Raw genomic sequence first — 26,105 nt, forward strand, 5'->3', positions numbered from 1 at the left:
GAAGGGGTCAAGGGCGATGTCGGCAGCCGAGACAAACGGCGGGGCGCAGGTCAAGTCCGCGGTGCGGACCGTGGAACTGCTCGAATACTTCGCCGGTCGCCCCGGCATGCACTCCCTCGCGTCGGTCCAGGAGGCCGTCGGGTATCCCAAGTCCAGCCTCTACATGCTTCTGCGCACGCTGGTGGAGCTGGGCTGGGTGGAGACGGACGCGACGGGTACGCGGTACGGCATCGGGGTGCGGGCGCTGCTGGTCGGCACGTCGTACATCGACGGCGACGAGGTGGTCGCGGCGGCCCGGCCCACGCTGGACCGGCTCTCGGACGACACCACGGAGACCATCCACCTGGCGCGGCTGGACGGCACCAACGTCGTCTACCTGGCCACCCGCCAGTCCCAGCACTACCTGCGCCCCTTCACGCGCGTGGGCCGCCGCCTCCCGGCGCACTCGACCTCCCTCGGCAAGGCGCTGCTGAGCACCTACTCCGACGAGCAGGTCCGCAAGATGCTCCCGGAGACGCTGCCGGCGCTCACCGAGAACACCATCACCGACCGGGAGAAGCTCATCGAGGAGCTGCACCAGGTGCGCGAGCAGGGCTTCGCCGTCGACCGCGAGGAGAACACGCTGGGGCTGCGCTGCTTCGGTGTGGCGATCCCCTACCGCACCCCGGCCCGCGACGCGATCAGCTGCTCGGTACCGGTGGCCCGCCTCACTCCCGCCCACGAACAGATGGTCAAGGACGCCCTGTTCGACGCCCGCGACCGACTCACCCTGGCGACCAGGAGGCTCTGACTCCTAGGCTCTGGGCCCATGGATGTCGTACTGCGGGACGTGCACGACAGTGATCTGCCGGTCTTCTTCCGCCAGATGAACGATCCTGAGGCTCTGTGGACGGCCGCGTTCACGCCGAAGGATCCCGCCGACCGGGAGGCGTTCGACGCCCACTGGAAACGGGTGCGGGACTCCGCGGACGTGCTGCGGACCATCCTGGTCGACGGTGACGTGGTGGGCAGCGCGGCGGTGTACGGGGAGCCGGGCGAGCGTGAGGTCACCTACTGGGTGGACCGGGCGTACTGGGGGCGCGGGGTGGCCACGGCGGCGCTGAGAGGGCTGCTGGCCGAGGTGCCGGAGCGGCCGCTGTACGCCCGCGCGGCGGCGGACAACACCGGGTCGCGGCGCGTGCTGGAGAAGTGCGGCTTCCGGCTCACGGCGACGGCGACGGGCTTCGCGAACGCGCGGGGCGAGGAGATCGACGAGGTCGTGATGACGCTGCGCGGCTGACCGCCGGGCGGGCTTCCTGAGCGTCCGATGAGAATCCGGGGCGGAGGGAACGTCCGCCCCGTCCTGTTCGTCTTCTTGATCGGCATGATGAACAAGACGATCAGGCGGACCTCCGTCTTCGTACTGCTCCTGGTGTGCGCTCTGCTGATCAGGGCGACCTGGGTGCAGTTCTACGACGGCAAGGCCCTCGCGGACGACAAGGACAACCGGCGCAACGCGATCGAGACGTACGCGGACCCGCTCGGGAACATCATCGTGGCCGGCGACTCGATCACCGGCTCCGCGCGCACTACGGGCGGCGACCTCGCGTACAAGCGCACGTACAGACACGGCCCGCTGTACGCGGCGGTGACCGGGTACGCCTCGCAGGCCTACGCGCCGACCCAGCTGGAGGGCATCTACCAGGACCTCCTCAATGGCACGGACAGCCGGCTCAAGACCGTGATGGACACGGTCACCGACCAGCGGGCCGCACCCGGCAACGTGGTCACGACGATCGACCCGGACGTGCAGAAGGCCGCCTACGACGCGCTCGGCGACAAGAAGGGCGGGGCCGTCGCGATCGACCCGTCCACCGGCAGGATCCTCGCGGTCGTCTCGACGCCGTCGTACGACCCGACGTCGCTCACGGACGCCAACACCGCGGGAACCGCCTGGAAGAAGCTGAACGCGGACCCGGACAAGCCGCTCACCAACCGTGCGCTGCGCCAGCCGCTGCCGCCGGGCTCGACGTTCAAGCTGGTCGTGGCGGCGGCCGCGCTGGAGGACGGCCTGTACTCGTCGGTGGACGTGAGCACGGACAGCCCGGACCCGTACACGCTGCCGGGCACCACACGCGACCTGTCCAACGAGAACCCGTCCGCGCCCTGTACGAACGCCTCGATCCGCACGGCGCTGGAGTTCTCCTGCAACAACGTCTTCGCGAAGATGGCCTTCGACCTGGGCCAGGACAAGGTGCGGGCGATGGCGGAGAAGTTCGGCTTCAACGACACGAAGCAGGACGTACCGGTGCGGGCATACACCAGCGTCTACCCGTCCGACATGGACAAGTCGTCCACGGCCCTGACGGGCATCGGTCAGTACGACGTCACCGCGACCCCGCTCCAGATGGCCATGGTGTCCGCCGCCATAGCCGACGGCGGCAAGCTGGTCTCGCCGCACATGGTCTCGCAGATCACCGACAGCGGCGGCGACGTCCTGAAGAACTACGACGACGACGACGCCGGCACGAAGCGGATCATCAGTTCCTCCACCGCCGCCCAACTCCAGTCCGCCATGCAGACGGTGGTGGACAAGGGCACGGGTACGAACGCGCAGATACCGGGCGTGACAGTGGGCGGCAAGACCGGCACCGCCCAGCACGGCGAGAACAACAGCCAGACCCCGTACGCCTGGTTCACCTCCTACGCCAAGGCGGGCGGCAAACAGGTCGCCGTGGCGGTGGTCGTCGAACAGTCCGACGCGGCCCGCTCGGAGGTGAGCGGCAACGGCCTGGCAGCCCCGGTGGCCAAGGCGATGATGAAAGCAGCCCTCAACTGAAGCGCGCCCCAAAGGGGCGCGGGGAACTGCGCGACCAGCCACAACGAACCCGCACCCGCCGCGCAGCGACCCTCACTTCACACCCAGCACCTGCTCCACAGGGTCAATCGCGAAGTACAAGACGAACAGCGCCGTAACCCCCCACAGCAACCAGTGCACCTCCCGCGCCTTCCCGAGCACCGCCTTGATCAGCACATACGCGATGAATCCCGCTCCGATGCCGTCCGTGATCGAGTAGGTGAACGGCATCGCGGCGATGGTCAGGAACGCCGGGATGGCGATCTCGTACCGGTCCCAGTCGATGTGCTTGACGTGGGTCATCATCAGGAAGCCCACGGCGATCAGCGCGGGCGCGGCAGCCTGGAGCGGCACGATCGTCAGCAGCGGCGTGAGGAAGAGCGCGAGCCCGAACAGGCCGCCCGTGATCAGGTTCGCGAACCCGGTCCGCGCCCCCTCCCCCACACCCGCCGCGGACTCGATGTACGCGGTGTTGGAGGAGGCCGACCCGAGGCCGCCGGCGACCGCCGCCGCGCCGTCGATGAACAGCACGCGACCGATCCCCGGCACCTGCCCCTGCTCGTCCAGCAGCCCGGCCTCCGCGCTGATGCCCACGATCGTGCCCATGGCGTCGAAGAAGTCGGACAGGATCAGCGTGAACACCAGCAGGACGGCCGTGAGGATGCCCGCCTTCGCGAACCCGCCGAACAGGCTGAAGTGACCGATGAGCCCGAAGTCGGGCGTGGAGACGATCTTGTCGGGCACGTGCGGGGTGGTCAGACCCCAGCTCTTGATGTCGGCCACCGCGTCGATGATGATCGCGACGATCGTCATGGTCACGATGCTGATCAGGATCGCACCCTTCACCTTGCGCGCGAGCAGCGCGATGGTGAGCAGCACGCCGAGGCAGAACACCAGCACCGGCCACCCCGTCAGCCGGCCGACCGCGCCCAACTGCACCGGCACGGTGGTCTGGGCAGAGTCCGGGATACGGCTGACGAACCCAGCGTCGACGAACCCGATGAACGCGATGAAGAGCCCGATGCCGACCCCGATGGCCTGTTTCAGCTGCTGCGGGATGGCGTCCATGATCGCCTTGCGGAGCCCGGTGACGACCAGCACGCAGATCAGGATGCCCTCGAGGACGACGAGGCCCATCGCGTCGGGCCAGCTCATCAGCGGGGCCAGCTGGAAGGCGACGACGGCGTTGAGGCCGAGGCCCGCGGCGATGGCGAGCGGGAGGTTGCCGCCGACGCCCATGATGATCGTCATCACACAGGCCACCAGCGCGGTGGCGGTGACGAGTTGGCCGGTGTCGAGCTGGTGGCCGAACTTGTCCTTCGCGCTGCCCAGGATGATGGGGTTCAGGACAAGGATGTAGGCCATCGTGAAGAAGGTGGCGAAGCCGCCGCGTATCTCCCGGCCGAAGCTGGATCCCCGCTCGGAGATCCGGAAGAACCGGTCGACACCGTTCGCCCCTGGCGGCGCGGCACTTGGCCGGTCGGCCGCTTTCTTCGTGTCGGACATGGATGGTGCTCCTATGGGCTGATTGATCGTGTGCGGATGCTGGCTGGAGTGTTCCCGCGTTGAACCTCTTTCAGGTCCCTTTCGGGTTACGGAATCGATCGCCCCGTCACACCGCGTTCGAAGCCCCGTACGAAACCGGACAACGATCACTGCTACGCTTCCGGATCTCGCCCGGGCGCGCCCCGGAAGATCACAAGTCATTCGCATGACACACACAGGAAGGGTGCCCATGGGCACTGTCGTCGACGACGCGGCCTCCATGGAGTTCCATGCCTTCTTCGAGCAGCACTACGCCGAACTGTCACGGCTCGCCCATCTGTTGACCGGCGACGCGGACGCGGCCGACGATCTGGCCGCGGACGCGCTGCTCGCCCTGTGGCACCGCTGGGACCGCGTGCGTGCGGCCGATCACCCGGTCGCCTACGCCCGTGGCGTCGTCGCCAATCTGGCCCGTACCCGGGTCCGCAGCGCGGTGCGCGAGCGCCGGCGGATCTCGCTTTTCTGGTCGCAGCGTGAGGAGAAGACCGAGAATCCGGACATAGCGGGCGTGGTCGATGTACAGGAGGCCCTGCGCAGGCTGCCGTTCCGCAAGCGGGCCTGTGTGGTGCTGCGGCACGCCTTCGATCTGTCGGAGAAGGACACCGCGCTCGCCCTGGGTGTTTCCGTGGGTACGGTTAAGTCCCAGACGTCCAAGGGGATGGCCGAGCTGCAGAAGATCCTCGGTTCCCAGGGCGCTCCACAGAAGGTGCACGCGGCGATGGCGCGCGGCGGCGAGACCGGAGGAACGGACCGATGAGGCAGCAGGACGTGCACGACGAGCTGCGCGCCCGGCTGAAAGAGGCGGCCAAGGCGCACGAGCCGGACCGGGCCCGCATCCTGGCCCGCGTCGAGCGGGGCATGACCCGCCAGGACCGCCGCGACCACCGGGCGACCCGTCCCCCGGTGTGGGGCTGGGCCCGGGTCGCGGGTGCCACGGCGGCGGTGGCCGGCATGCTCGCGGTCGGCGGGTACGCGGTGGCCTCGGCGGTGAAGGACGACCCGCCCGCCCGGCAGCAGACGGTCGAGACCTCGCCGACGCCCACGCCGTCACCGGACGCGACCAGCCGGGCGCCGCTGCCGCCGGTGGACCCGGACCCCAGCCGGGCCTCCGGGACGACGCACCGGCCCAGCGGCACCCCGTCCACCGTGCGGCCCTCGGCCCCGGTCTCCGTCCTGCCGTCCGCCGGCGGGGAGAGCGACGGCCCGCTGTGGTCGGACGGTTCGGTCAACCCGCACAGCAACGACTTCTGGGCGCAGAGCGACGTCATGCTCAAGACCCAGGCACAGCTCACCGCCCTGACCGTCCAGCTGAAGGTCGCGCAGAGCGGCGGGGTGAGTTCGACCGGGGCCTGGCGCTCGCTGCCGGAACAGGACTTCACCTTCACGGTCGGCGAGCAGGACGGGTTCCTGGTCTACACCTGGGTACTCAAGGAGGGCCGTACGGTCCCCAAGGGCGAGTGGGTGTTCGCCGGGCAGTACAACCACCAGCGCGGCGGCCGGGACGCCAGGGGCGACTCGTACACGATCAACGCGATGGCGGACGGCGATCGGCGGGCCGTGGGCGGCGACTTCGCGGCGCACACCTCCGGCGATGGCGACTCGTAAGAAAACCTGCGACGGGCGGCAACCCTTTTCCTCCGCTGCGGCAACCAGGAAGCGCAAGGCTCCCTCCACCCAGCTGAGCGACATTCGAGCACGACGGGATCCCGACCCTTGAGCGCAGACAAGAAGCACCTCACCCGCAGACGGGTGCTCGGGGCCTCCGCGACCGGCGTGGCCGCCACCGGCGCCGCCGTCGCGGGCGGCCCCGGGTCACCGTCAACGACTGGGTTTCGGCCATTCCCACAGCGCCCTCACGGCCCTCGACGCGCTCTCTCACCACGGGTTCGTACCGGGGAAACAACCACACCTTCACTTTCAGCGTCCCTTCCAGTGGGTGGAAGACGGACGTACGTCGGTACAACGTACTGAAGCTCGACGTGGTGAGCGGTTCGGGCGGCACAGGGTTTCTGAGCGCCGGGACCTCGTTCGACTGCATTGACCTGCTGGCCTGAGCCCCCCTCGGCCGGCAGCCGCCGACAGAGCCCCCCTCGTCGGCGAAGGGACGCCCCGCCGGTGACGACCGGCGGGGCGTCCGTGTCTCCAGGCGCGTCAGTTCATGCTCGCGCCGATGGCGGTGGGCCCCGTGGTGAGGAAGGTGGTCGCGGGGAGGGAGCCGTCGGCCTCGCGGGCGCCGTACGCGCTCGTCGCGTCCGTCGACCTCAAGGCCGGTGTGCTGACGCCGAGGTTGCCGTGGGGCAGGAAATCCCTTGAAACTCTCATCGAGCCACACCGCACCCAACAGAAACAATCACATTCCGACAGGATTGCCTGTGAACCACCCCAAGTACGCCGGCTACCTCTTCGTCTACTTCACCGGCGAGGACACCGCCGACGGCGAACAGATCCGCTACGCCCTCAGCCGCGGCGACGACCCGCTGCACTGGCGGGAACTGAACCAGGGCAGGCCCGTTCTCGCCTCCGACGTCGGCGAGAAGGGTCTGCGCGATCCGTTCGTGATCCGCTCCCCCGAGGGCGACAGGTTCTACCTGATCGCGACCGACCTGCGCATGTACGGCGACAGCAGCGGGAGCTGGGACGAGGTCCAGCGGCACGGCAGCACGTCGGTCATGGTCTGGGAGTCCACCGACCTGGTCCACTGGACCGACCGGCGCCTGGTGCGGGTCGCCCCCGACCATGCGGGCAACGTCTGGGCACCGGAGGCCTGTTGGGACGACTCCCTCGGCGAGTACGTCGTCTTCTGGGCGTCGAAGCTGTACGCCGACGACGATCCGGCCCACACGGCCGACACCCACAACCGCATGATGTACGCGACCACGAAGGACTTCCGCACCTTCGGCGCGCCCCGGATCTGGTTCGACCCCGGCCATTCGGTGATCGACTCGACGGTGATCGGGCACGGGGACACCTACTACCGCTTCACCAAGGACGAGCGCGACCCGTCCTCCGGCTCACCCGGCTCGAAGTTCATCACCGCGGAGAAGTCGACGAGCCTGACCGCGACCACGTACGACTTCGTCGGCGACCGCATCGGCGGCGGGTCGATCGAGCACGGTGAGGGGCCCACGGTCTTCCGGTCCAACACCGAGGAGAAGTGGTACCTGTTCATCGACGAGTACGGCGGGCGCGGTTACGTCCCCTTCGAGACCACCGACCTCGACTCCGGCACCTGGACGATGTCCGTCAACCACCAGCTGCCCACACGTCCCCGTCACGGCACGGTACTTCCGGTGACACGCGAGGAGTACGACCGGCTGCTGGCCGCGTACCCCGCCACTCCCTCGTCGGTGGTGGACGCGACGGCGGCGGGTCAGCGGGCGTACGCCGTCGTCACGGAGGCGTCCTCGAAGGTCGTGCTGCCGATGGAGCCGGACGCCGATCTCTCCCGTCTCGCACCGGAGTTGGCGGTGGCCGAGGGTGCGGCCCTGACCCCCGCGTCCGGTACGGCCCGCGACTTCCGCACCCCGCGGACGTACACCCTGACCGCCGCCGACGGCAGCACCCGCACCTGGACCGTCGAAGCCGTCCGCACCGGCGGTCCGGTCCTGCCCGGTCTGACCGCCGATCCGGACGCGCACCATCTGGACGGCCGGTACTGGATCTTCCCGACGACGGACGGCAACCCGGGCTGGGGCAGCACGAGTTTCCGGGCGTACTCCTCGCCGGACCTGGTCCACTGGGAGGACCACGGGGTCGTTCTCGAACTGGGGACGGACGTCTCCTGGGCGGACTCGTACGCGTGGGCGCCCACGATCGCCGAGCACGACGGCAGGTACTACTTCTACTTCTGCGCCGAGCAGCAGATCGGCGTCGCGGTGGCCGACTCTCCGGCCGGCCCTTTCACGGACGTACTCGGTGAACCGCTGGTCGCCAAGGGGCGGTTCAGCGGCCAGATGATCGACCCGGCCGTCTTCACCGACGACGACGGGACGTCGTATCTCTACTGGGGCAACGGGCACGCGTACGTCGTGCCGCTGAACGACGACATGACCTCGTACGACCCGTCGAAAGTCGAGGAGATCACCCCGCGCGACTTCCGTGAGGGTTCCTTCGTCGTCAAGCGCGAGGGCACGTACTACTTCATGTGGTCCGAGGACGACACCCGCAGCGAGGACTACCACGTGGCCTACGCGACGGGACCGTCCCCGCTCGGCCCGTGGACCGAGCGGGGGACGATCCTGTCCAAGCGCCCCGAGTACGGCATCCTCGGCACCGGCCACCACTCCGTGGTGAAGGTGCCCGGCGCCGACGAGTGGTACGTCATCTACCACCGGTTCGCCCTGAACGGCCCCGGAAGACCCGGCGGGGACGGCATGCACCGGGAGACGACCATCGACCGGCTGTGGTTCGCCGCGGACGGTACCCTTCAGCCGGTCGTGCCGACCCTGGAGGGCCTCAGCTGACGAAGTACGTCGGGTTCGGCAGCTTGTACGTGCGGTCGGCGTAGCCGCCGTCCAGGTCGGAGTACTGGTCGCCGAAGTTGGCGACGATCTCGTACCCGAGGTCGTCCTCGATGTGCTTGCGCGTGCCGGACTTGTACTGCACGGTCGTGCAGGTCCAGGTGCCGGGGGTGGCGCAGGAGTTCAGGTAGGACGGCGGGTTGGCCTTGTCCTTGAGGAACATGTGCGCGGCGTCGAGGTTCACGTCGGCGCCGATCTTCTTCAGGTTCTCGACGGCGGCCGCACGCTGCGCCTCGCTGAGACCGGAGTTGTAGAAGACCTCGACCCCCTTCTTCGCCGCGTACTGGACCAGCTCGGCGCTGCCGAACACGCCCGGGCGGTCCGCCTTGTTCACGTAGTCGGCCCAGGTGGTGCCGTTGTACGTGTAGTTGTAGCGCTTCTCGTAGTCGAGGCTGAGCAGCAGCGTGTCGTCGATGTCGAAGACGACGGCGGGCTTCTCGCCCCGGTGGTGCGCCTTGCGGGCCGCCTGGTCGATGTACTTGCGGGCGGCGGCGTCGATGTGCGCCAGGTCCGTGGCGTACGGGCTGGTCGGGGACGCCTGGTACACGCCCCCCGCGTCCGCCGTGGTGCCGTAGTAGGTGTCGATGTCCTTCACCAGGAGCCCGATGTTGTAGGGCTCGTGCGTGGAGTTCGCGGTGGACTGACCGGCCGTGGCCGCGCCGGCGCCGTAGAGGGCGGCACCGGCGAGGGCACAGGTGGCGGCGACGGCCACGAAACGCAGTGACTTATGCATGACAGGTTTCTACGCGCGTCACCGACCTTCCGTCAACGTTCAGTTCATCGTGGCTCCGATCGTCGTACTGCCGGTGGTCAGGAACGTGGTGGCCGGCAGGGAGCCGCCCGACGTGCGGGCGTTGTAACAACTCGACGCGTCCGTCGACTTGAAGGCCGGCGTCGAGATCCCCGAGTCCCAGTTGTTGCCGGCCGAGGTCACCGCGGAGCCCTTGCTCACCGAGCCGCCGCCGTTGCTCACCGCCAGGTTCTTGCCGAGTTTCGCCCCGCCGGTGGCGAAGTAGTAGCCCCACTTGCCGTTGGCGTAGGCGGTGGTGCGGTTGATGACGATCGCCCCGGTGTTGGAGTTCTCGGTGAACCCGTTGCCCGCGTTGCCCCAGGCGGCCGAGTTGTTGACGACATGGGCGACGGTCACCCCGTTGCCCCCCAGCTTGAAGCCGTTGCCGTTGCCCTCGAAGGCGGAGTCGCCCCAGCGGTTGACGCCGTTGCCGAAGGACCAGGTGTGCTCGATGGTGACCGGCGAGGAGAAGGACCACAGGTCGATCCCGTCGTCCGAGTTGTTGTAGAGGCGCGCCCCGGTGACCAGGTTGCCGCTGCCGGAGCCGAACTTGATGGCGACGCCGTCGGCGTTCTGGCCGTGCTCGGCGGCGTCGTAGTTGCCGTAACTGTCCAGGTTCTTCACGGTGTTGCCGACCGTGCCGTCCCCGGTGAGCGTGAAGCCGGAGTCGCCGCCGTTGATGGTCTTGACGTTGTTCCAGTTGGTGCCGGTGCAGGACTGGCAGACCACCGCGCTGTCCGGGGAGTTCTGGAAGGTGAGGTTGGAGACGTTCCAGTAGTCGGCGGTCAGCTTGAAGATCCACGAACCGGACGGCAGCGAGGACCCGTCGATCCTCACGGTCTCCGAGCCGTACGCGGTGAGCGTGATCGGCGACGAGGAGGTGCCGTTGGCCGTGGACTGCAGGGTGGCCGTCGGGTAGTAGGTGCCGCCGCGGACCTGGATGACGGTGCCGGCGTTGGCGTTCTTGATGGCGTTGGTCAGATCGGTCGAGTTGCTGACGACCACGGTCGCGGCCTGCGCCTGGCCGGGGAGCACGCCGAGTCCGGTGCCGAGCGCGAGAGCGGCGGTGAGGGTGAGGGCGGTACGACGAGACATGGAGTGCGGTCCTTTCGTCGTGCTGTCGGGGGACGGGGTCGGCGTCTCAGGGACGCCAGTCGCCGAGGTAGGCCGCCGGGGTGTGCGACCGGGCCTCGGAGTCGGTGAGTTGGGGCCGGTTCTCGGGAACGGAGATCACGGCGCCCGGACCGGTGTTCCGGTACTCGTTGAAGCGCATGGACTGCCAGGGGTAGGCGTCGCGCATGTTGGTGTAAGGGGCGACCGGGTCGACGCCGGGCCCGATCCAGGTGTCCCGGACAACGAGCGAGGGCCAGGCGGTGGTCTCGTACGACGGCACCCAGGGCCGCGCCAGCTTGTACGCGCCGTCCTCGGCACCGGAGGTGATCCGGGAGCGGACGGCGAGGATGCCGTGCGGGTTGGCGCGGGCCGTGGAGGGGGCGAAGACCATGCCCTTGGGAGTGAAGTCGACGTCCCGTGCCAGCGTGTGGAAGTGGCAGCGGTCGAACACCGCGGTGGCGCGCCCGAAGACGAAGTCGACGTCGCCCTCGATGTAGCAGCGCCGGAAGCACTGCCGGTCGAAGGCGTCCAGCGCGGTCGTGTCGACGAAGAGGGTGTCCTGGTGGGCCAGCACCCGGACGTTCTCGAAGAGCGTGCGGTCGCCGTGGGTGTACGCGGCGACCGCCTGGGTGCCGGTGATGTCGGGATGGTCGGCGCGCAGCCAGTCGTTGGCCAGGGTCAGGTCGCGGACGGTCAGTCCGGGGGCCGCCGAGGTGAAGGTGGCCGAGCCCGCGGTGCCGTAAGTGGTCCCGTCCGGCTTCTTCGTGCCGTTCGCGTGGTCGAAGACGATGACCGCGGCGCGCGGATCACGGACGGCACCGCGCACGGTCAACTCGGCTGCCCGCGCAGGGACGTTGACGACCTCGCGATACGTCCCCGGGTGCACGACGATCGTCCAGCCGGGTCCGTCCACCCGGTCGACGGCCGCCTGGACCGACTCCCCGGGGCGGACGTGCAAGATACGGCGGCCTCCGGCGAGGGCGGGTCCGGCGGCTGCGGGGAGCAGGCCGCCGGTGATGCCCGCCAGGAGGGTGCGTCGGCGCATCTCAGCAGCCCTCCTTCCAGGGCGCCCAGTCGCCCAGGTAGGCCTCCCGGGTCGCCGACTCCGCTTCCGAGGCGCTGAGTTGGGGCCGGTTCGCGGGGACGCTGATCACGGAGCCCGGCCCGGTGTTCCGGTACTCGGCGAACCTCTGGTCCTGCCAGGGATGGGTGTCCGACATGTTGGTGTAGGGGGCCACCGCGTCGATACCGGGGCCGAGCCAGGTCTCGCGGACGGTGAGCATCGGACGGGCGGTGGGGTCGGACCCCGGCACCCAGGGACGGGCCAGCTTGTAGGAGCCGTCCGGGGCCTCACTGCTCACCCGGCTCCTGGTCACCAGGTAACCGCGCGGGTTGGCGACCGCCGTGGAGGGCGCGAAGACGAAGCCGTAGGGCGCGGCGGCGAGGTCGGTGCGGTTCAGGGTGCGGAAGTGGCAGTGCTCGAACACCGCGGTCGCCCGTCCGAAGACGAAGTCGACGTCGCCCTCGACGTAGCAGTGCGCGAAGTACTGACGGGCGAAGGCGCCGAGCGCCGTCGAGTCGGCGTACAGGGTGTCCTGGTGGCCGAGGAAACGGCAGCCGATGAACGAACTCCGGTCGCCCTGCACCTTGATGGCGACCGCCTGGGTGCCGGTGATGTCCGGGTGGTCGGCGCGCAGCCAGTCGTTGGCGAAGGTGATCCAGCGGGCGGTGAACCCGTCGGCCTGCACGGTCGTCGTGGCCGATCCGGAGGTGCCGTAGGTGCCGCCGCCGGGCTTGGGGGTGCCGTTGGCGTTGTCGTGGACGATCACGACGTCACGGGGGTCCTCGGAGGCGCCGATCCAGGTGGCCTCGGTGCGGGTGACGTCGAGGAGGACCGTCTCCCGGTAGGTCCCGGGAGCGATGACCAGCGTCCGGCCGCTCCCTCCCCCAGTGCCGAAAGCCCGGGAGGTACCCCCAGCGGCGGCCTGGACGGAGGTGAAGTCGCCGCGGCCGTGCGGGTCGACGTACAGGGTCCCCGGGGTGAGACGGCGGTGCGGCGAACCGTACCGGCCGAAGGGGCGCGCTCGCTCGGCGGCTCGCGCGGGCGCGGCGGCGAGGCCGAGACCGGCGGCGACCCCGGCACCGGCGACGAGGAATCCCCTTCTGGACAGGGGGAGTTGGGGCGAGGGCATGCGGGTGCTCCTTCGCTGTGCGGCTCTGGGGAGGGGTGGCCGGGGCGCCGAGGCACCCCGGCCGGGTGCGTCAGCGCAGTTCGCCCGCGCCCGCGCAGTGGTCGACGATCGCCGGGATCGCCCTGGCCGGATCGACCTCGGTGCGCAGGGTCGGCGTCCAGCCCGCGCCCGACTGGAGGATCTCGCCGGGCACCTGGGCGTTGTGCACGGCGATCAGGTCGGTCGGCCGCCCGTTGACGTAGTTGTCGTCGGCGGTGAGCGGCGCCTCCTTCCACTTCTTCAGGATCGAGCCGGCCCGCACGCCCTCCGGCAGCGAGAACGCGTTGTGCTCGGCGACGAGTTGGGACTCCATGCCGATGCCGTAGCTGTAGCCGTAGCCGTCGCCCGCGACGAAGTGGTTGTTGTACGAGTCGACCTGCCCGAAGCGCACCCGCGGAGCCCGCTCCACCAGGTCGGCGAACAGGTTGTGGTGGAAGGTGACCTTCAGGTGCCCCCGGTCCACGGCGGCCGTCGCCGCGCTGTCGCTGTTGCCGATCAGGATCGTCTTGTCGTGGTCCTCGAAGACGTTCCAGGAGGCGGTGACGTAGTCGGCGCCCTTGACGATGTCGAGTTCGCCGTCGTGCTGCTCGTAGATGCGCCCGTAGTAGTACGGCAGCGTGCTGTCCGGGTGGTCGCCGTCGGTGAACGTGTCGTGGTCCATCCAGACATGCGTGGAGCCGTAGATCACCGCGCTGTCGTACTCGGAGTTCCAGTTGCCGTCGGCGGTGTCGGTGGGGTCCCACTGCGGAAAGCAGTCGAGCGGGCTCTCCAGGTGCAGATTACGCATGATCACGTTGTCGACGCCCTTGATCTGCAGGCTGGCGCCCTTGAAGCCGGCGTCCTTGCCGATGCCGATGATCGTGGTGTTGGCCGGGACGAACGCCTCGACGTAGGCGGTCTGGTTGGCCTGCGAGGCCCGGCGCAGACCCTCGGGGCTGTCGTCGGGCTCGCCGTCCAGGTTCTTGTCGCGGCCCCAGACGGCCGGGTCGTAGGTCTTCAGATAGGTGGCGAAGTCGTAGCCCGGCGCCTCGAACGAGGCACAGCCCGGCCCGTCGGCGTCGATGGTGCCCTTCACCTTGATGATCTTCGGCGCGCTGCCACCGGCCGCGAGCGCGGCCTTGAAGCCGGCCCAGTCGGTGACGGTGTGGACCTGTGCGGCGTCGGCCGCCGAACCGCCGGTGGTGCCGGTCCCGTAGGAGGCCCAGCCGTCCTTGGCGGCGAGCGTCTGCCGCCCGAGGTCCCGTCCCTGGGGCTGGGCGGCGGCGGTCCCGGTGACCCCGAGGACCAGGGCGGTGCAGCCCACGACCGACGCAATGACGCGTCCATGACATATCCGTGTACGCACTGTGCGGCTCTCCTCAGCTTGCGGTTGGCCAAGTGATGGGGATCGCCGGGTCCCCACCCCGTCTCCGGGGCGGCGTCGGCGTCGTCCTTCAGGGGCGCGGGGAACTGCGCGACCAGCCACAACGGACCCGCAGCCCCCCACAACCGAAATCACCCGAGCTCAGTGGTTCTTCTTCCAGTCCGCCTGAGCCTTGTTCAACTGATCGGCCAAGGAGTCCAGAAACGCCTTCGCCGTCATCTTCCCCAGCAGCACCTTCTGGAAGTTCGGCTCGTTGTCGGCCTTGGAAATGGTGTTCCAGTCCGGCAGGTAGTACGGCAACTGCACGATCGTCGTGTCACTGCCGTTCAACGCCTCCGCCGCCAGCTTCGTCGGCTCGGCCTTCTGGATCCACGCGTCCTGCGCGGCCTCCGTGTTCGCCGGAATCTGCCCGGCCGACTGGTTGAACTTCGAGTTCTCCTCGTGCGAGACGGCGAACTCCACGAACTTCCACGCGGCCGCCTTGTTCTTGCTGGACTTGAAGACGCTCATCCCGTCGACGGGATTGGAGATCTGCACCCGCTTGCCGTCGTCCAGCGTCGGGTTCGGCAGCCCCCGGAACTTGTCCGCCCCCAGCGCCTTGAGATGGTCCTGGTACGAGCCGAGGTTGTGGCTCAGCATCCCGATCGTGCCGCTGTCCCACTGCGCGACCATCTTGGTGAAGTCGTTGTTGACGTCGGCGGACGGTGTGTCCTTCTTGTACAGCGCGATGTACTTCTCCAGCGCGGCCACGACCTTCGGGTCGTTGACCGTGGTCCTGTCGCCGTTCCAGAACGAGGTGACACCGCTCTGGCTGTACGCCGCGTCCAGGGCCGGCGCGATGGACCCCTCGCCGCCCCGGATGGTGAACCCGAACTGGTTCTTGCCCTTGTTCGTGAGCTTGTCGGCGGCCGCGTAGAACTTCGACCAGGTCGTCGGCGCGTCCAGCCCGGCCTTCTGGAACAGGTCGGTGCGGTACCAGAGCACGCCGTTGTTGGAGGAGGTCGGGATCTGGTAGAGCGCCTTGCCGCCCCCGGCGGCCCGGCTGCTGTCCAGCAGCTTCTCGCTCAGCTTGCCGTGCAGCGAGCTCTTCGCCAGCCGACTGTCCAGCGGTTCCAGCGCGCCCTGGGCCGCGACCTCGGCGAGCATCGCGGTGCCCACACCTCCGACGTCGGGCAGTCCGCCGCCCTGGATGGCGGTGTCGTACTTGGACTGGGCGCTGGCGGCGGGAATGCCGACGTAGTTGACCTTGATATCCGGGTTCTTTTTCTCGAAGTCGGCGATGATCTGCTTCCAGATGTCGGTGCGGACACCGCCGTTGTTGTCCCAGAAGGTGATCTCGCCCTTGCCGGAGCCCTCGTTGCCCTTGTCCCCCGCGCTGCCGCTGCCGTTGTCGCCGCAGGCGGTGGCGGTCAGCGCGAGCACGGAGCCCAGGGCGACGGCGACGGCGGCGCGCCTGCTTCTGCGGTTGCGGATGCTGCTCTTCATCGGTCGGCTCTCTTCTTCTGGATCCAACGGAGTTGTGACGTTGCGGGGGGTCGTCCTCGATGCGAGTAAGCGCTTGCTACGGAGGTGCGTCATCGGGCCTCCAACAGGCGTGCGGGAGTGGGCTACAGAGGGTCGATCCTGACGTTGTGGTGATCGGTGTCCCGTTCGTGCTCGGCGACCGCCTCGGCGAACCGGTGCACGAGATGGACCGTCCCGTCGGCACCCCACTGCGGCCCGATGGTGTACGTCGTCACTGGCTCACCGCCTTGCTGACCAGCGCCGCAGCCTCGCCCCGGCCCAGGCGGCCGTCGGCGACGACGGTCACCACCCGCCGTACGACCGTGTCACCCGGCTCGATCGGCAGCCGCTTCTCGGACGCCAACGACGAGCCCACGCCCGGGTATTCGGCGGTGCGCACGAACCACGGGTCACGGCGAGCGGCGTCCGTGGCGCCGGCGAAGACCAGCGTCCAGCCGGTGCCGCGGAGGGCCAGCCAGTCGGCGCGGGTGCCGTGGACCTCCGGCTCTCCCTCGCGGTCGGGGGTGAAGACGTGCGGGGCGTCCCGCTCCTTGCGGGCGCGCCAGAAGAAGCCGCCGTACGCGGCGCCGGGGCGGCCGTTGGTGGCGGGGCTGCCGATGGAGAGCAGGCCGGAGGTCACGTTGGTGAGGGAGAAGGTGAAGTCCAACGCCCAGGCCGAGTCCGTGAGTACGTTGGCGGCGACGGTCCGGCGCTCACGCAGCAGTTCGCTGCCGGAGGCCACCCAGCGCAGTTCCTCGACGAAGCCGTCGGGGTCGCGGAGCTGGAAGGAGGTGTGGCGCTGGGCGCCGTGGTTGTCCAGCTCGGTCGGCCCCCGGTCGCGGACGTACGTCCGCCCGCCCCAGAAGTTGTGCCCCTCGACGTCGGGAACGGCGACACCGACGCCGAGGTGGTGTGTGTGGTCGGCCGGGCTCAGCTCCGTGACGGCCGTGCCGGCCAGGGTGGTGACGGGGTGCAGACAGGGGCGCGGGGAGAGCCGGGCGGGCAGTTCGGGCCGGGTGACGTACCGGCCGACCGGGCGGCCCGCGACGCTCAGGACCAGGGAGTCGTTGGTCGTCATCTGCTCACCTCTTTCGCCGGCGCCCAGGCGGCGCCGAGCTCGGAGTAGAGGGCAAGGGTGTCGGCGCACGCGGCGACCAGGCCGTCGACGCCGGTCACGGCCCTGCGGTCCTCGTCGGGGATCCGGTACCAGGCCTCCGGCGGCAGCGGGGCCGGGTCCGGAGACTGTCGAATCGCTTCAACGACCCGCATGAAAGCGCCCGTCGACTCGGGAGTGACCAGCAGCTCGACGCCGTCGGTGAGATGGTCGACCAGGTTCTCCAGCAGGTCGGTGCGGCCGTACTCGTACTCCTCGGGGCCGTGGTCGGCGCGCTGGAGCAGGACGCGGTCCTGCTTGTACCAGAAGGTGATCCGCCCGCTGGTGCCGTGCACCAGGACGTACGGCTCGTCGGGGTGCTCGGCGCACAGGGTCGCGGCGACGGTGACCGGGCGGCCCTGGGCCGTGCCGATCCGGACGCAGGAGGTGTCGTCGGACTCGATGTCGTTGGCGCGCAGCAGTTCGAGCTCGATGTCGGTGACGTCCCCGGCGCGGGAGGAACCGCTCAGGGCGAGGGCGGTGGCGACCACGTGGGCGAGGGGGTTGGTCAGCACGCCGTCGACGACGTCCACGCCGTTCAGGCGCCGCCTGCCGGCCCAGGGCGCCCGCCGGTAGTACGCCTCCGCCCGCGCCCACGCCCCGGCTCCGCCGACCCCGACCAGTTCGCCGATCCTCCCCTCGGCGACCATCTCCCGGATCGCCGGCACGGCGTGCGAGCCCAGCGACTGGAACCCGATCTGACAGACGACCCCGGCCTCGGCGATCCCGTCCGCCATCCGCCGGAACTCGGCGTACGAGGGCGCGGGCGGCTTCTCGAGGAGCAGGTGCACGCCCCGGCGCGCGGCCGTCAGCGCCAGGTCGGTGTGGGTGGGGATGGGCGTGCAGATCACCGCGATCCGGGCGCCGGTCGAGTCCAGGCCGGTCGAGTCCAGGAGGGCGCCGAGGTCCGACGACTGCTCGGGCGTGCCGAGGCCCTCGGGGATCTCGTCGGCGGCCAGCGGGGTCAGCTCGCAGATGCCCGCGAGCCGGACGATCCCCTTGTCCTGGAGCCGGCGGATGTTGTCCAGGTGCCGGCGGCCGTGGCCGCGCGCGCCCACGAGGACGATGTCCGTGCTCATGGAAGCCTCCCCATGCCGGAGGTAGGGGGCGCCGGACGGGACCTCATCCCTTCACCGCCCCGGCACTGAACCCCGTGATCAGCCACTTCTGGATGAACGCGAAGACGATCACCACGGGCACGGCGGCGATGATGCCGCCGGCGGCGAGCGCGCCGAGGTCGACGCTGTCCGCGCTCATCAGGGTGTTGAGGCCGACCGGGATGGTCTGCTTGCTCTGGTCGGAGAGGAACATCAGGGCGAACAGGAAGTGGTTCCAGGCGTGCACGAAGGCGAAGGAGCCGACGGCGATCAACCCGGGCCGCAGCAGCGGGAGGACGACGATCCGGAACGCGGTGAAGCGGTTGCAGCCGTCGACCCAGGCGGCCTCCTCCAGGGAGTAGGGCACGTTCCGGATGAAGCCGCTGATGAGGATCATCGACAGGGGCAGCTGGAAGACGGTCTCGGCGATGATGACGCTGCCGAGGGAGTTGATCATCCGCAGGTTGGCGAAGATCTCGAAGAGCGGGACCAGCAGCAGGGCACCCGGCACGAACTGGGTGCAGAGCAGGGCCAGCATGAACGCCTTCTTGATCCGGAAGTCGAACCGCGCGAGTGCGTAGCCGCCGGCCAGGGCGACCAGCGTGGTCATCACGAGGGTCGAGATGCCGACGAGGACGCTGTTCTGGAAGTAGGTGCCGAACGCCCGTTCGTTCCAGACCTTGCCGAAGTGGTCGAAGGTCATGGGCCAGGGCACGAGAGAGGTCGAGCCGGCCGGGCGGAGGGCGAAGAGGAGGATCCAGTAGAAGGGGATCAGCGTGAAGAGGAGGTAGATCGACAGGGGCAGGTAGATGTGCCGGCGGGGCACCTCGTCCCAGGCGCGGCGCCTGCCGCGGGGACGGGTCGGCCGGGCCTCGACCCGCTCGGGCGCGGGCGCGATCTCGGTGATCACTTCTCTCCACCTCCGAACTTGCTCAGCCGCAGATAGACGATCGAGCAGAAGAGCAGAATCACGAACGCGACCGTGGTCAGTGCCGACGCGTAGCCGAAGTTGTGGGCGTCCACGCTGGTGTTGGCGATGTAGAGCGGGAGGGTGGTCGTCTCGCCCGCCGGCCCGCCGCCGGTGAGGGTGTAGAGCAGGTCGACGTTGTTGAACTCCCACACCGCGCGCAGCAGCGTCGACAGGACGATGGCGTCCTTCAGGTGGGGCAGGGTGATGTGCCAGAACTGCTTGAGGCGGCCGGCGCCGTCGACCTCGGCGGCCTCGTAGAGGTCCTTGGAGACGGACTGGAGGTCGGCGAGGATGAGGATCGCGAAGAAGGGGACGCCTCGCCAGAGGTCGGCGACCACCGCCGCGGGGAAGACGGTCGAGGTGTCGGAGAGCCAGCTCGTGCCGTAGGAGCCGATGCCGGCGTCGGCGAGGTAACGGGTGATGCCGGTCTGGGAGTTGTAGAGCAGCACCCAGATCGCGGAGGTCAGCACGCCGGAGACGGCCCACGGGGAGAAGACCAGCGCGCGGCCCAACGCCCGCCCGACGAAGGTCTGGTTGACGATCAGCGCGAGCGCGAGACCGAACAGCAGCTGCAGGCCGACCTCGACGACGACCCACTTGGCGCTGAAGGTCAGCGTGTCCCAGAACTGGGTGTCCTTGGTGAAGATCTGGACGAAGTTGTCGAAGCCCGCGTAGCCGTTCCGCCATGGCTTGGTGGGGTTGTAGTTCTGCAGGCTGTAGTAGAAGACGCTGAGGACCGGGTAGGCGATGAAGCCCAGCATCAGCAGGGCGGCCGGAGCGATCAGCAGGTACGGGAGCCTGCGCGGAGTGGCGGAGGCACGGCGCCGCCGGGGTGGCGCGGGCGGTTTCGCCACGGCTGCGGCTTGGGCCATGACAGGTCTCCGTTCTCGGTGCGGGTTTGCTATTGCGGCGTGACGTAGGAAGCGCTTTCTCGATAGGCGGAGGTCTGCCCCTGTTCGCGGTTCGGGGTGCCTCGTGGGGTTGTACGGCGGGTGCGGGTGTGACGGGGCTCGTCGCGCCCACGCGGCGGAGCCGCACATCGATCGGCCCCGCGCCCCTTGGGTGGGGACGTCAACCGGCGTAGGGATCCGGCGCCTTGCCCGGCCTTGCCAGGAACTCGAAGTCGCAGCCCGTGTTCGCCTGGGTGATCTGGTCGTTGTAGAGCGCGCCGTAGCCGCGCTCGTACCGGGTGGGCGGCGGCGTCCACTCCGCCCTCCGGCGCTCCAGCTCCTCGTCGTCCACGTTGAGCTGGAGGGTACGTGCCTCGACGTCGAGGGTGATCGAGTCGCCGGTGCGGACCAGGGCCAGCGGTCCGCCGACGTACGACTCGGGGGCGATGTGCAGGGCGCACGCGCCGTAACTCGTGCCGCTCATCCGGGCGTCGGAGATCCGGACCATGTCCCGCACGCCCTGCTTCAGCAGGTGGTCCGGGATCGGCAGCATGCCGTACTCGGGCATGCCGGGGCCGCCCTTGGGTCCGGCGCCCCGCAGCACCAGCACGCTGTCGGCGGTGATGTGCAGCCCGGGGTCGTTGATGGTGCGTTGCATGGCCTTGTAGTCGTCGAAGACGACCGCGGGGCCGGTGTGCTTGAGCAGGTGCGGCTCGGCGGCGATGTGCTTGATGACGGCGCCGTCGGGGCAGAGGTTGCCGCGCAGGACGGCGACCCCGCCCTCGGCGGCGACCGGGTTCTCGCGGGGGCGGATGACGTCGTCGTCGTGGACGGCGGCGCCCTCGATCTGCTCCCCCAGGGTGCCGTTGACCGTCGGCCGGTCCAGGTGCAGCAGGTCGGTGATCCGGGAGAGGAAGGCGGGCAGACCGCCGGCGAAGTAGAAGTCCTCCATGAGGTATGTCCGTCCGCCGGGCCGGACGTTCGCCAGCACCGGCACGGTCCGGGCGATGCGGTCGAAGTCGTCCAGGGTGAGCGGCACTTGGCAGCGTCCGGCCATCGCGATCAGGTGGATGACGGCGTTGGTGGAGCCGCCGAGTCCGAGCACCGTGGTGACGGCGTCCTCGAAGGCGTCGCGGGTGAGGATCTCCGACGGCTTCAGCCCCGTCCAGGCGAGCTCCACGGCCCGGCGTCCGGACGCTGCGGCCATCCGCTCGTGCCCGGAGTCGACGGCCGGGATGGAGGAGGCGCCCGGCAGCGTCATGCCGAGGGCCTCCGCCGCCGCGGTCATCGTCGACGCGGTCCCCATGGTCATGCAGTGACCGGGCGAACGCGCCAACCCGCCCTGCAGCTCCCGCAGTTCGCAGTCGCTCAGATTGCCGGCGCGGTGCTCGTCCCAGTACTTCCACATGTCGGTGCCGGAGCCGAGGGTCTCGCCGCGCCAGTGCCCGGGCAGCATCGGACCCGCGGGCACGAAGAGCGACGGCACGTCGGCGGAGGCGGCGCCCATGAGCAGCGCGGGTGTCGACTTGTCGCAGCCGCCGAGCAGGACCGCCGCGTCGATCGGGTAGGAGCGGAGCAGCTCCTCCGTCTCCATCGCGAGCAGGTTGCGGTAGAGCATCGGCGTCGGCTTCTGGTACGTCTCGGAGAGCGTGGCCACCGGGAACTCCAGCGGGAACCCGCCGGCCTGCCACACGCCCCGCTTGACCGCCTCGGCCCGCTCGCGCAGATGGACATGGCAGGGGTTGATGTCCGACCAGGTGTTGAGGACGGCGATCACCGGGCGGCCCCGGTACTCCTCCGCCTCGTAACCGAGCTGGCGCATTCGGGCGTTGTGCGACCAGGTGCGCAACTGGCCCTCGGTTCCGTACCACTGGTGGCTGCGCAGGTCCTCCGGGCTCAGGCGCGCTCTGCCGGTCATATCGACCACCCCGCGGCGATCGCGGCGACCTCGGCGCGCTCGTCCTCCGGGAGCGTGCGGCTCGGCGGGCGGACGTTCCGACGGCACAGACCGAGGGCGGCCAGGGCCTCCTTGACGACGGTGACGTTGTTGGCGGAACCGTGGGCCGCGCGCAGTTCCTCGAAGCGGCGGATCTGCTCCCAGACCTTCATGGCGGCCGGGTAGTCACCGGATCGAAGCGCTTCAATCATGTTCAGCGAAACGGACGGGGCGACGTTCACCAGGCCGGAGGTGAAGCCGGTGGCGCCCGCCGAGAAGTACGAGGGCGCGTACGGCTCCGCGAGCCCCGCCACCCACACGAACCGGTCGAGCCCCGCGTCCCGCGCGAAGGCGGCGAACCTGGCGGCGTCCGGCACGGCGTACTTGACGCCGATGACGTTCGGGCAGTCGTCGGCGAGCTCGGCGAGGCGGAAGCCGGACAGCTGCGCGTTGCGGATGTAGGGGACGACGCCCAGCTCGGGGACGGCCGCGGCGATGGCGCGGTGGTAGTCGACCCAGCCGGCCTGGGAGACGTACGGGTGGACGGGCTGGTGGACCATGACCATCCGGGCGCCCAGCTCCCGGGCGTGGCGGGCGGAGGCGACGGCGGTGGGGACGTCGTGGCCGACGCCGACGAGGATCGCGGCCCGGTCACCGCCCTCCTCGACGGTCAACTCGGTGACCAGGCGGCGCTCTTCGGGGGTGAGGGTGTAGAACTCGCCGGTGTTGCCGTTCGGGGTGAGGATCCGCACCCCGCCCTCCAGCAGCCGACGCAGCAGGGCCCGGTGGGCCTCCTGGTCGACGGAGTCGTCCTCGGCGAACGGGGTCACCGGGATCGCCACCACGTCGGCCAGGGCCGCCCGCTCGGTCTCGAACGTCACGCTGCTCATGCCTGCCCTTCCTCTTCCGTCGCCTGGGGGAACGCTCGCCGCACGAAGGACGCGATGTGCTCGTGGAGGGCCCGCGCGGCACCGTCCGCGTCACCGGCGAGGGCGAGCCGAAGGATCTCCCGGTGCTCGCCGGCCTCCCGCTCCCAGGAGGGCGAGGCGGCCCAGGCCACGGCCGAGACGAGGGCGGCCTGGTCGCGGACCTCGTCGAGCATCCGGCCGAGCAGCGGGTTGCCGCACGGCAGATACAGGGCGCGGTGGAACTCCCGGTTGGCCAGGGACCGTTCGGCGGTGTCGGTGGCGTCGTCGGCGCGTGTCAGCGCGTCCCGCGCGGCGTCGAGGGAGGCTCCCCGGCGCACGGCCCGTTTGAGCGCCTCGGGTTCGAGGAGCAGTCGTACGTCGTAGACCTCGCGCGCCATGTCCGCGTCCACCATGCGCACCGTGACGCCCTTGTACTGGCTCATCACGACCAGTCCGGTCCCGGCCAGAGTCTTGAGCGCCTCCCGCACCGGGGTCTTGGACACCCCGAACTGTGCGGCGAGTTCGGTCTCCACCAGGGCCTGACCCGGCGTCAGACGCCCGGTGAGGATGCGGCGTTTGATCTCCTCCAGCACGAACTGCGTGCGGGAGGGGATCGGCGTGGGCACAGAGGTCATGCGCGCCTCTCGGAAGTCGCGTATCAGATCTCGGGTATCTGATCTCGCGTATCGCGTCTCATATATGACGTACGAAGTACGACGCGTTGAAGGTAGGAGGAGGCGCCGGGTTCGTCAATGCTTCGGACAGAAATGCCTCTGACAGAGGGCGGGCTACGGCGTCCAGCCCGGGTTCCGTCCGCTGAGCCCCACCGCCCGGTCGAGCAGCGGCGCGTCGTCCGGGACGGGCACGACGGGGCCGAAGATGCCGCCGCCCCGGCTGGGGTCGGCGGCCGCCGCGTACAGGAAGTCGTGGGAGACCTGGAGCGCGGCGGGGTCCGGGGCGTAGGGCAGGCCGGTGGCACGGGCCAGGTCCCAGCCGTGGATGACCAGTTCGTCGACGGCGACGGCGGCGGCGACCGCTCCGGGGAGGTCCACGCCGCCGGCCCGGGTCATGCCGGTCCAGGCGGCCGGGTCGCGCCAGGCCTCGGCGAGTTCGTCGAGGGCCTTCGGCAGCTCCCCGCGCCAGTCGGGGCCCGGGTCCGAGGCGGTGACGTCCGGGGCGCTGTCGGTCAGGGCGCCCAGGTCCTTGCGGGCGGCGTCCCGGAAGGCCACGGACAGGCCGAGCACATGGCCCAGCAGGGTGCGTACCGAGCAGTCGGGACAGGGCGTCCGCGCCGCCAGCTGCTCCTCGCGCACACCGTCCGCCAGCCGCCCGATCACCCGCGTCTGCGGTCCGAGGTCGAGGGTCGTGTCAGTCATCCACCTGCTCCTCACGGTTTCCGGGTCCTGAGGGGTGGACCGCCCGTCCCGCGGAAACTCATCGCACGCCGGGCGCCGTCTTCGTCGTACGGATCCACTCGGCGGGCGTCCGGCCCCCGCCCAGGCACCACACAGCGATCACGGGATCGCAGATCGCGCAGCCCAGCGAGGAGCTGTGGGCGAACGGGATGATCGGGTGGCCCTTGAGGTGGTGCACGACGTCCCAGACGGTGTGCAGCAGCCAGCCGACGCCGACGAACGTCCAGGAGTCGAGTCCGCGGTAGGCGACAGAGGTGCTGAGCGCCGTGAACGCGAACTCCCAGCCACCGAGCCCTCCGCCGCTGAGATAGGCGGCACCCGCCCCGGCGACCATGAGCGCGTTGAGCCGGCGCCGGTGCGGTTCGCGGACCAGGCACATCAACAGGACGTAGACGATGCCGATGAAGATCGGGGCGACATAACTCATGGACCTCGACGGTAGGGGCGGAGCGAGACGGGTCCCATGGGCATTGCCGACAGGTTCCGACGGGTTTCCGCCGCCGCGCGATAAGGCACTTGCCCCATGCCTCTCCCGGGGCCTTAGACCCACGATGGCCAGTCATGACGACATCGACATGGGCGGTGACACGGGTCCTCGGCGACCATGACGCGCGGCTGTATCTGACCGGGGTCGTGGTCTCCGGGTTCGGGACCTCGGCGCTGTGGCTGGCGGCCGGGGTGTGGGTCAGGGATCTCACCGGATCGGACGGGCTGGCCGCGCTGTGCCTGCTCGCCATGTGGGCGCCGACCCTGGCCGGCCCGGCGCTCGGCACACTCGCCGACCGCGTCCGCCGCAAACCCCTGCTGATCGGCGTGAACCTGCTGATGGCGGCCCTGTTGCCGGTCCTGCTCACCGTCGACTCCACGAGCGGACCCTGGCCGGTGTACGCGGTCCTGTTCGTGTACGGCGCCGCCGGCGTCGTCCATGACGCGGCCGAGTCCGCCCTGGTCGCCGCCGCCGTCGACCCCGCCCTGCTCGGCGACTTCAACGGACTGCGCATGACCGCCACCGAGGGCATGAAGCTGGTGGCGCCGCTCGCGGGCGCCGGTCTGTACGCGGCGTACGGCGGCGCGAGCGTGGCCCTGTTGGACGCAGGGACGTTCGTGCTGGCCGCGGGGGTCTACGCATTGCTGCGCGTCCGCGAGGAGAAACCCGGCCCGCCCACGCACGGCTGGTGGGCGCGGGCCGCGGAGGGCACCCGTTTCCTGTGGGGGCACCCGCGGCTGCGCCCCCTGGTCGTCGCCGGCGGCACCACGATGCTCTTCGCGGGACTCAACGGAGCGCTGATCTACGCCGTGATCGCCGGCCTCGGCCACTCCCCCGCCTACGCCGGTGTCCTGTACGCCGTCCAGGGCACCGGCTCGGTGGCGGTAGGGCTGCTGTCGGGCACCGGGCTGCGGCTGCTCGGCGGCCGCCGGTTCGCGGCGTGCGGCATCGGCCTCACGGCGGTCGCCGTGGCGCTGCGGGCCCTGCCCTCGGACCCGCTGACCCTGGTGTGCGGCGCGGGGATCGGCGCGGGCCTGCCCTGTGTACTGATCGCCGCGACGACCGCCGTGCAGCGCGAGACGCCGGACGCACTGCTCGGCCGTACGGCCGCCACGGCGGGCACGCTGATGTTCACGCCGAACGTGCTCGGCCTGGCCCTCGGCGCGGCGCTGGTGGAACTCGCCGACTACCGACTGGTGTCGGCCGCCCTCGGCGCCGCTCTGCTGCTGACGGCGGCCCCGCTGCTCCAGCACCCGACGAGCACCGACCGCACCATCGCCGAGTCCCAGTCCGACGCCAACCCGGTCTGATGCAGGCCCGTTGTCAGTCAGGCCGGTCACCCACACCG

Annotated in this window: 24 protein-coding genes and 2 pseudogenes; 8 read left to right on the top strand and 18 right to left on the bottom strand. The window is 69.9% G+C overall.

Annotation, left to right across the window (positions count from 1 at the left end; translation table 11 throughout):
* Window positions 1-16: 16 nt before the first annotated feature.
* From ABZZ74_RS02540 to ABZZ74_RS02550, 3 genes are all read left to right on the top strand, one after another.
* The gene (locus ABZZ74_RS02540; RefSeq protein WP_356761244.1) at window positions 17-790 is read left to right on the top strand and encodes an IclR family transcriptional regulator; all 774 of its coding nucleotides are present in this window, start codon (window positions 17-19) and stop codon (window positions 788-790) included.
* A gap of 18 nt (window positions 791-808) precedes the next feature.
* Entirely contained in the window at window positions 809-1,279 is a 471-nt protein-coding gene (locus ABZZ74_RS02545; RefSeq protein WP_356761245.1) for a GNAT family N-acetyltransferase, read from the top strand.
* Window positions 1,280-1,366: 87 nt separating this feature from the next.
* Window positions 1,367-2,818: a penicillin-binding transpeptidase domain-containing protein gene (locus tag ABZZ74_RS02550; RefSeq protein WP_356761699.1), complete on the top strand. Its 1,452-nt coding sequence runs from the start codon at window positions 1,367-1,369 to the stop codon at window positions 2,816-2,818.
* Between the two features lie 72 nt (window positions 2,819-2,890).
* Here the strand turns inward: ABZZ74_RS02550 and ABZZ74_RS02555 are convergent, their stop codons facing one another.
* Window positions 2,891-4,342, bottom strand: a complete 1,452-nt coding sequence (locus ABZZ74_RS02555) for an NCS2 family permease (protein WP_356761246.1) — start codon at window positions 4,340-4,342, stop codon at window positions 2,891-2,893.
* A 229-nt stretch (window positions 4,343-4,571) separates the two neighbouring features.
* Between ABZZ74_RS02555 and ABZZ74_RS02560 the strand changes: the two genes are divergently transcribed.
* The 3 genes and pseudogenes from ABZZ74_RS02560 to ABZZ74_RS02570 all read left to right on the top strand — a co-directional run.
* Complete coding sequence (locus ABZZ74_RS02560) at window positions 4,572-5,138, top strand: SigE family RNA polymerase sigma factor (protein WP_356761248.1); 567 nt, start codon at window positions 4,572-4,574, stop codon at window positions 5,136-5,138.
* Window positions 5,135-5,986, top strand: a complete 852-nt coding sequence (locus ABZZ74_RS02565; protein WP_356761250.1) for a hypothetical protein — start codon at window positions 5,135-5,137, stop codon at window positions 5,984-5,986. Before ABZZ74_RS02560 ends, ABZZ74_RS02565 begins: the two co-directional genes overlap by 4 nt.
* A gap of 194 nt (window positions 5,987-6,180) precedes the next feature.
* Window positions 6,181-6,435 (top strand): annotated as a pseudogene (locus tag ABZZ74_RS02570) (polysaccharide lyase family protein); the annotation flags it as partial.
* A 97-nt stretch (window positions 6,436-6,532) separates the two neighbouring features.
* Here ABZZ74_RS02570 and ABZZ74_RS02575 read toward each other — a convergent pair.
* Window positions 6,533-6,670: pseudogene (locus ABZZ74_RS02575) on the bottom strand (pectate lyase); the annotation flags it as partial.
* A 77-nt stretch (window positions 6,671-6,747) separates the two neighbouring features.
* Between ABZZ74_RS02575 and ABZZ74_RS02580 the strand changes: the two are divergent.
* Complete coding sequence (locus ABZZ74_RS02580) at window positions 6,748-8,844, top strand: family 43 glycosylhydrolase (RefSeq protein WP_356761251.1); 2,097 nt, start codon at window positions 6,748-6,750, stop codon at window positions 8,842-8,844.
* Here ABZZ74_RS02580 and ABZZ74_RS02585 read toward each other — a convergent pair.
* The 16 genes from ABZZ74_RS02585 to ABZZ74_RS02660 all read right to left on the bottom strand — a co-directional run bounded on the left by ABZZ74_RS02585 (window position 8,837) and on the right by ABZZ74_RS02660 (window position 24,697).
* Entirely contained in the window at window positions 8,837-9,634 is a 798-nt protein-coding gene (locus ABZZ74_RS02585; RefSeq protein WP_356761252.1) for an HAD family acid phosphatase, read from the bottom strand. The genes ABZZ74_RS02580 and ABZZ74_RS02585 overlap by 8 nt on opposite strands.
* A gap of 39 nt (window positions 9,635-9,673) precedes the next feature.
* Complete coding sequence (locus ABZZ74_RS02590; RefSeq protein WP_356761253.1) at window positions 9,674-10,786, bottom strand: chondroitinase-B domain-containing protein; 1,113 nt, start codon at window positions 10,784-10,786, stop codon at window positions 9,674-9,676.
* A gap of 46 nt (window positions 10,787-10,832) precedes the next feature.
* The gene (locus ABZZ74_RS02595; protein WP_356761254.1) at window positions 10,833-11,849 is read right to left on the bottom strand and encodes a pectinesterase family protein; all 1,017 of its coding nucleotides are present in this window, start codon (window positions 11,847-11,849) and stop codon (window positions 10,833-10,835) included.
* A 1-nt stretch (window position 11,850) separates the two neighbouring features.
* Complete coding sequence (locus ABZZ74_RS02600) at window positions 11,851-12,996, bottom strand: pectinesterase family protein (protein WP_356761256.1); 1,146 nt, start codon at window positions 12,994-12,996, stop codon at window positions 11,851-11,853.
* 70 nt (window positions 12,997-13,066) lie between these two features.
* Window positions 13,067-14,338: a pectate lyase gene (locus ABZZ74_RS02605; protein ID WP_356761257.1), complete on the bottom strand. Its 1,272-nt coding sequence runs from the start codon at window positions 14,336-14,338 to the stop codon at window positions 13,067-13,069.
* 201 nt (window positions 14,339-14,539) lie between these two features.
* On the bottom strand, window positions 14,540-15,883 hold the full coding sequence (locus ABZZ74_RS02610; RefSeq protein WP_356761258.1) for a sugar ABC transporter substrate-binding protein: 1,344 nt from the start codon (window positions 15,881-15,883) through the stop codon (window positions 14,540-14,542).
* A 122-nt stretch (window positions 15,884-16,005) separates the two neighbouring features.
* Window positions 16,006-16,137, bottom strand: a complete 132-nt coding sequence (locus ABZZ74_RS02615) for a hypothetical protein (RefSeq protein WP_356761722.1) — start codon at window positions 16,135-16,137, stop codon at window positions 16,006-16,008.
* Complete coding sequence (locus ABZZ74_RS02620; protein ID WP_356761259.1) at window positions 16,134-16,979, bottom strand: PmoA family protein; 846 nt, start codon at window positions 16,977-16,979, stop codon at window positions 16,134-16,136. Before ABZZ74_RS02620 ends, ABZZ74_RS02615 begins: the two co-directional genes overlap by 4 nt.
* Window positions 16,976-18,133 (bottom strand): Gfo/Idh/MocA family oxidoreductase, encoded by a 1,158-nt coding sequence (locus ABZZ74_RS02625; protein WP_356761260.1) that lies wholly within the window; start codon window positions 18,131-18,133, stop codon window positions 16,976-16,978. Before ABZZ74_RS02625 ends, ABZZ74_RS02620 begins: the two co-directional genes overlap by 4 nt.
* 43 nt (window positions 18,134-18,176) lie before the next feature.
* The gene (locus ABZZ74_RS02630; protein ID WP_356761701.1) at window positions 18,177-19,049 is read right to left on the bottom strand and encodes a carbohydrate ABC transporter permease; all 873 of its coding nucleotides are present in this window, start codon (window positions 19,047-19,049) and stop codon (window positions 18,177-18,179) included.
* An 8-nt stretch (window positions 19,050-19,057) separates the two neighbouring features.
* Window positions 19,058-19,993: a sugar ABC transporter permease gene (locus ABZZ74_RS02635; protein ID WP_356761262.1), complete on the bottom strand. Its 936-nt coding sequence runs from the start codon at window positions 19,991-19,993 to the stop codon at window positions 19,058-19,060.
* A gap of 199 nt (window positions 19,994-20,192) precedes the next feature.
* Window positions 20,193-21,929: an L-arabinonate dehydratase gene (gene araD / locus ABZZ74_RS02640; RefSeq protein WP_356761263.1), complete on the bottom strand. Its 1,737-nt coding sequence runs from the start codon at window positions 21,927-21,929 to the stop codon at window positions 20,193-20,195.
* Window positions 21,926-22,837, bottom strand: coding sequence for a dihydrodipicolinate synthase family protein (locus ABZZ74_RS02645; RefSeq protein WP_356761265.1), 912 nt, complete (start codon window positions 22,835-22,837; stop codon window positions 21,926-21,928). Before ABZZ74_RS02645 ends, araD begins: the two co-directional genes overlap by 4 nt.
* Window positions 22,834-23,490 (bottom strand): GntR family transcriptional regulator, encoded by a 657-nt coding sequence (locus ABZZ74_RS02650; RefSeq protein ID WP_356761267.1) that lies wholly within the window; start codon window positions 23,488-23,490, stop codon window positions 22,834-22,836. Before ABZZ74_RS02650 ends, ABZZ74_RS02645 begins: the two co-directional genes overlap by 4 nt.
* A gap of 153 nt (window positions 23,491-23,643) precedes the next feature.
* Entirely contained in the window at window positions 23,644-24,231 is a 588-nt protein-coding gene (locus ABZZ74_RS02655) for a TIGR03086 family metal-binding protein (protein ID WP_356761269.1), read from the bottom strand.
* A gap of 58 nt (window positions 24,232-24,289) precedes the next feature.
* Window positions 24,290-24,697: a DUF6010 family protein gene (locus ABZZ74_RS02660; RefSeq protein ID WP_356761271.1), complete on the bottom strand. Its 408-nt coding sequence runs from the start codon at window positions 24,695-24,697 to the stop codon at window positions 24,290-24,292.
* Between the two features lie 134 nt (window positions 24,698-24,831).
* Between ABZZ74_RS02660 and ABZZ74_RS02665 the strand changes: the two genes are divergently transcribed.
* Window positions 24,832-26,067 carry an MFS transporter gene (locus tag ABZZ74_RS02665; RefSeq protein ID WP_356761272.1) on the top strand — a complete coding sequence of 412 codons (1,236 nt, stop codon included), beginning with the start codon at window positions 24,832-24,834 and terminating at the stop codon, window positions 26,065-26,067.
* Window positions 26,068-26,105: the final 38 nt, after the last annotated feature.

This window comes from Streptomyces sp. NPDC006476, assembly GCF_040612015.1.
Taxonomy (GTDB): domain Bacteria; phylum Actinomycetota; class Actinomycetes; order Streptomycetales; family Streptomycetaceae; genus Streptomyces; species Streptomyces griseorubiginosus_B.

Coding starts and splice junctions, on each gene's coding strand:
- ABZZ74_RS02540 (WP_356761244.1), top strand. CDS start 17: ATGTCGGCAGCCGAGACAAACGGCGGGGCGCAGGTCAAGTCCGCGGTG.
- ABZZ74_RS02545 (WP_356761245.1), top strand. CDS start 809: ATGGATGTCGTACTGCGGGACGTGCACGACAGTGATCTGCCGGTCTTC.
- ABZZ74_RS02550 (WP_356761699.1), top strand. CDS start 1,367: ATGAACAAGACGATCAGGCGGACCTCCGTCTTCGTACTGCTCCTGGTG.
- ABZZ74_RS02555 (WP_356761246.1), bottom strand. CDS start 4,342: ATGTCCGACACGAAGAAAGCGGCCGACCGGCCAAGTGCCGCGCCGCCA.
- ABZZ74_RS02560 (WP_356761248.1), top strand. CDS start 4,572: ATGGGCACTGTCGTCGACGACGCGGCCTCCATGGAGTTCCATGCCTTC.
- ABZZ74_RS02565 (WP_356761250.1), top strand. CDS start 5,135: ATGAGGCAGCAGGACGTGCACGACGAGCTGCGCGCCCGGCTGAAAGAG.
- ABZZ74_RS02585 (WP_356761252.1), bottom strand. CDS start 9,634: ATGCATAAGTCACTGCGTTTCGTGGCCGTCGCCGCCACCTGTGCCCTC.
- ABZZ74_RS02590 (WP_356761253.1), bottom strand. CDS start 10,786: ATGTCTCGTCGTACCGCCCTCACCCTCACCGCCGCTCTCGCGCTCGGC.
- ABZZ74_RS02595 (WP_356761254.1), bottom strand. CDS start 11,849: ATGCGCCGACGCACCCTCCTGGCGGGCATCACCGGCGGCCTGCTCCCC.
- ABZZ74_RS02600 (WP_356761256.1), bottom strand. CDS start 12,996: ATGCCCTCGCCCCAACTCCCCCTGTCCAGAAGGGGATTCCTCGTCGCC.
- ABZZ74_RS02610 (WP_356761258.1), bottom strand. CDS start 15,883: ATGAAGAGCAGCATCCGCAACCGCAGAAGCAGGCGCGCCGCCGTCGCC.
- ABZZ74_RS02620 (WP_356761259.1), bottom strand. CDS start 16,979: ATGACGACCAACGACTCCCTGGTCCTGAGCGTCGCGGGCCGCCCGGTC.
- ABZZ74_RS02625 (WP_356761260.1), bottom strand. CDS start 18,133: ATGAGCACGGACATCGTCCTCGTGGGCGCGCGCGGCCACGGCCGCCGG.
- ABZZ74_RS02635 (WP_356761262.1), bottom strand. CDS start 19,993: ATGGCCCAAGCCGCAGCCGTGGCGAAACCGCCCGCGCCACCCCGGCGG.
- araD (WP_356761263.1), bottom strand. CDS start 21,929: ATGACCGGCAGAGCGCGCCTGAGCCCGGAGGACCTGCGCAGCCACCAG.
- ABZZ74_RS02645 (WP_356761265.1), bottom strand. CDS start 22,837: ATGAGCAGCGTGACGTTCGAGACCGAGCGGGCGGCCCTGGCCGACGTG.
- ABZZ74_RS02650 (WP_356761267.1), bottom strand. CDS start 23,490: ATGACCTCTGTGCCCACGCCGATCCCCTCCCGCACGCAGTTCGTGCTG.
- ABZZ74_RS02655 (WP_356761269.1), bottom strand. CDS start 24,231: ATGACTGACACGACCCTCGACCTCGGACCGCAGACGCGGGTGATCGGG.
- ABZZ74_RS02660 (WP_356761271.1), bottom strand. CDS start 24,697: ATGAGTTATGTCGCCCCGATCTTCATCGGCATCGTCTACGTCCTGTTG.
- ABZZ74_RS02665 (WP_356761272.1), top strand. CDS start 24,832: ATGACGACATCGACATGGGCGGTGACACGGGTCCTCGGCGACCATGAC.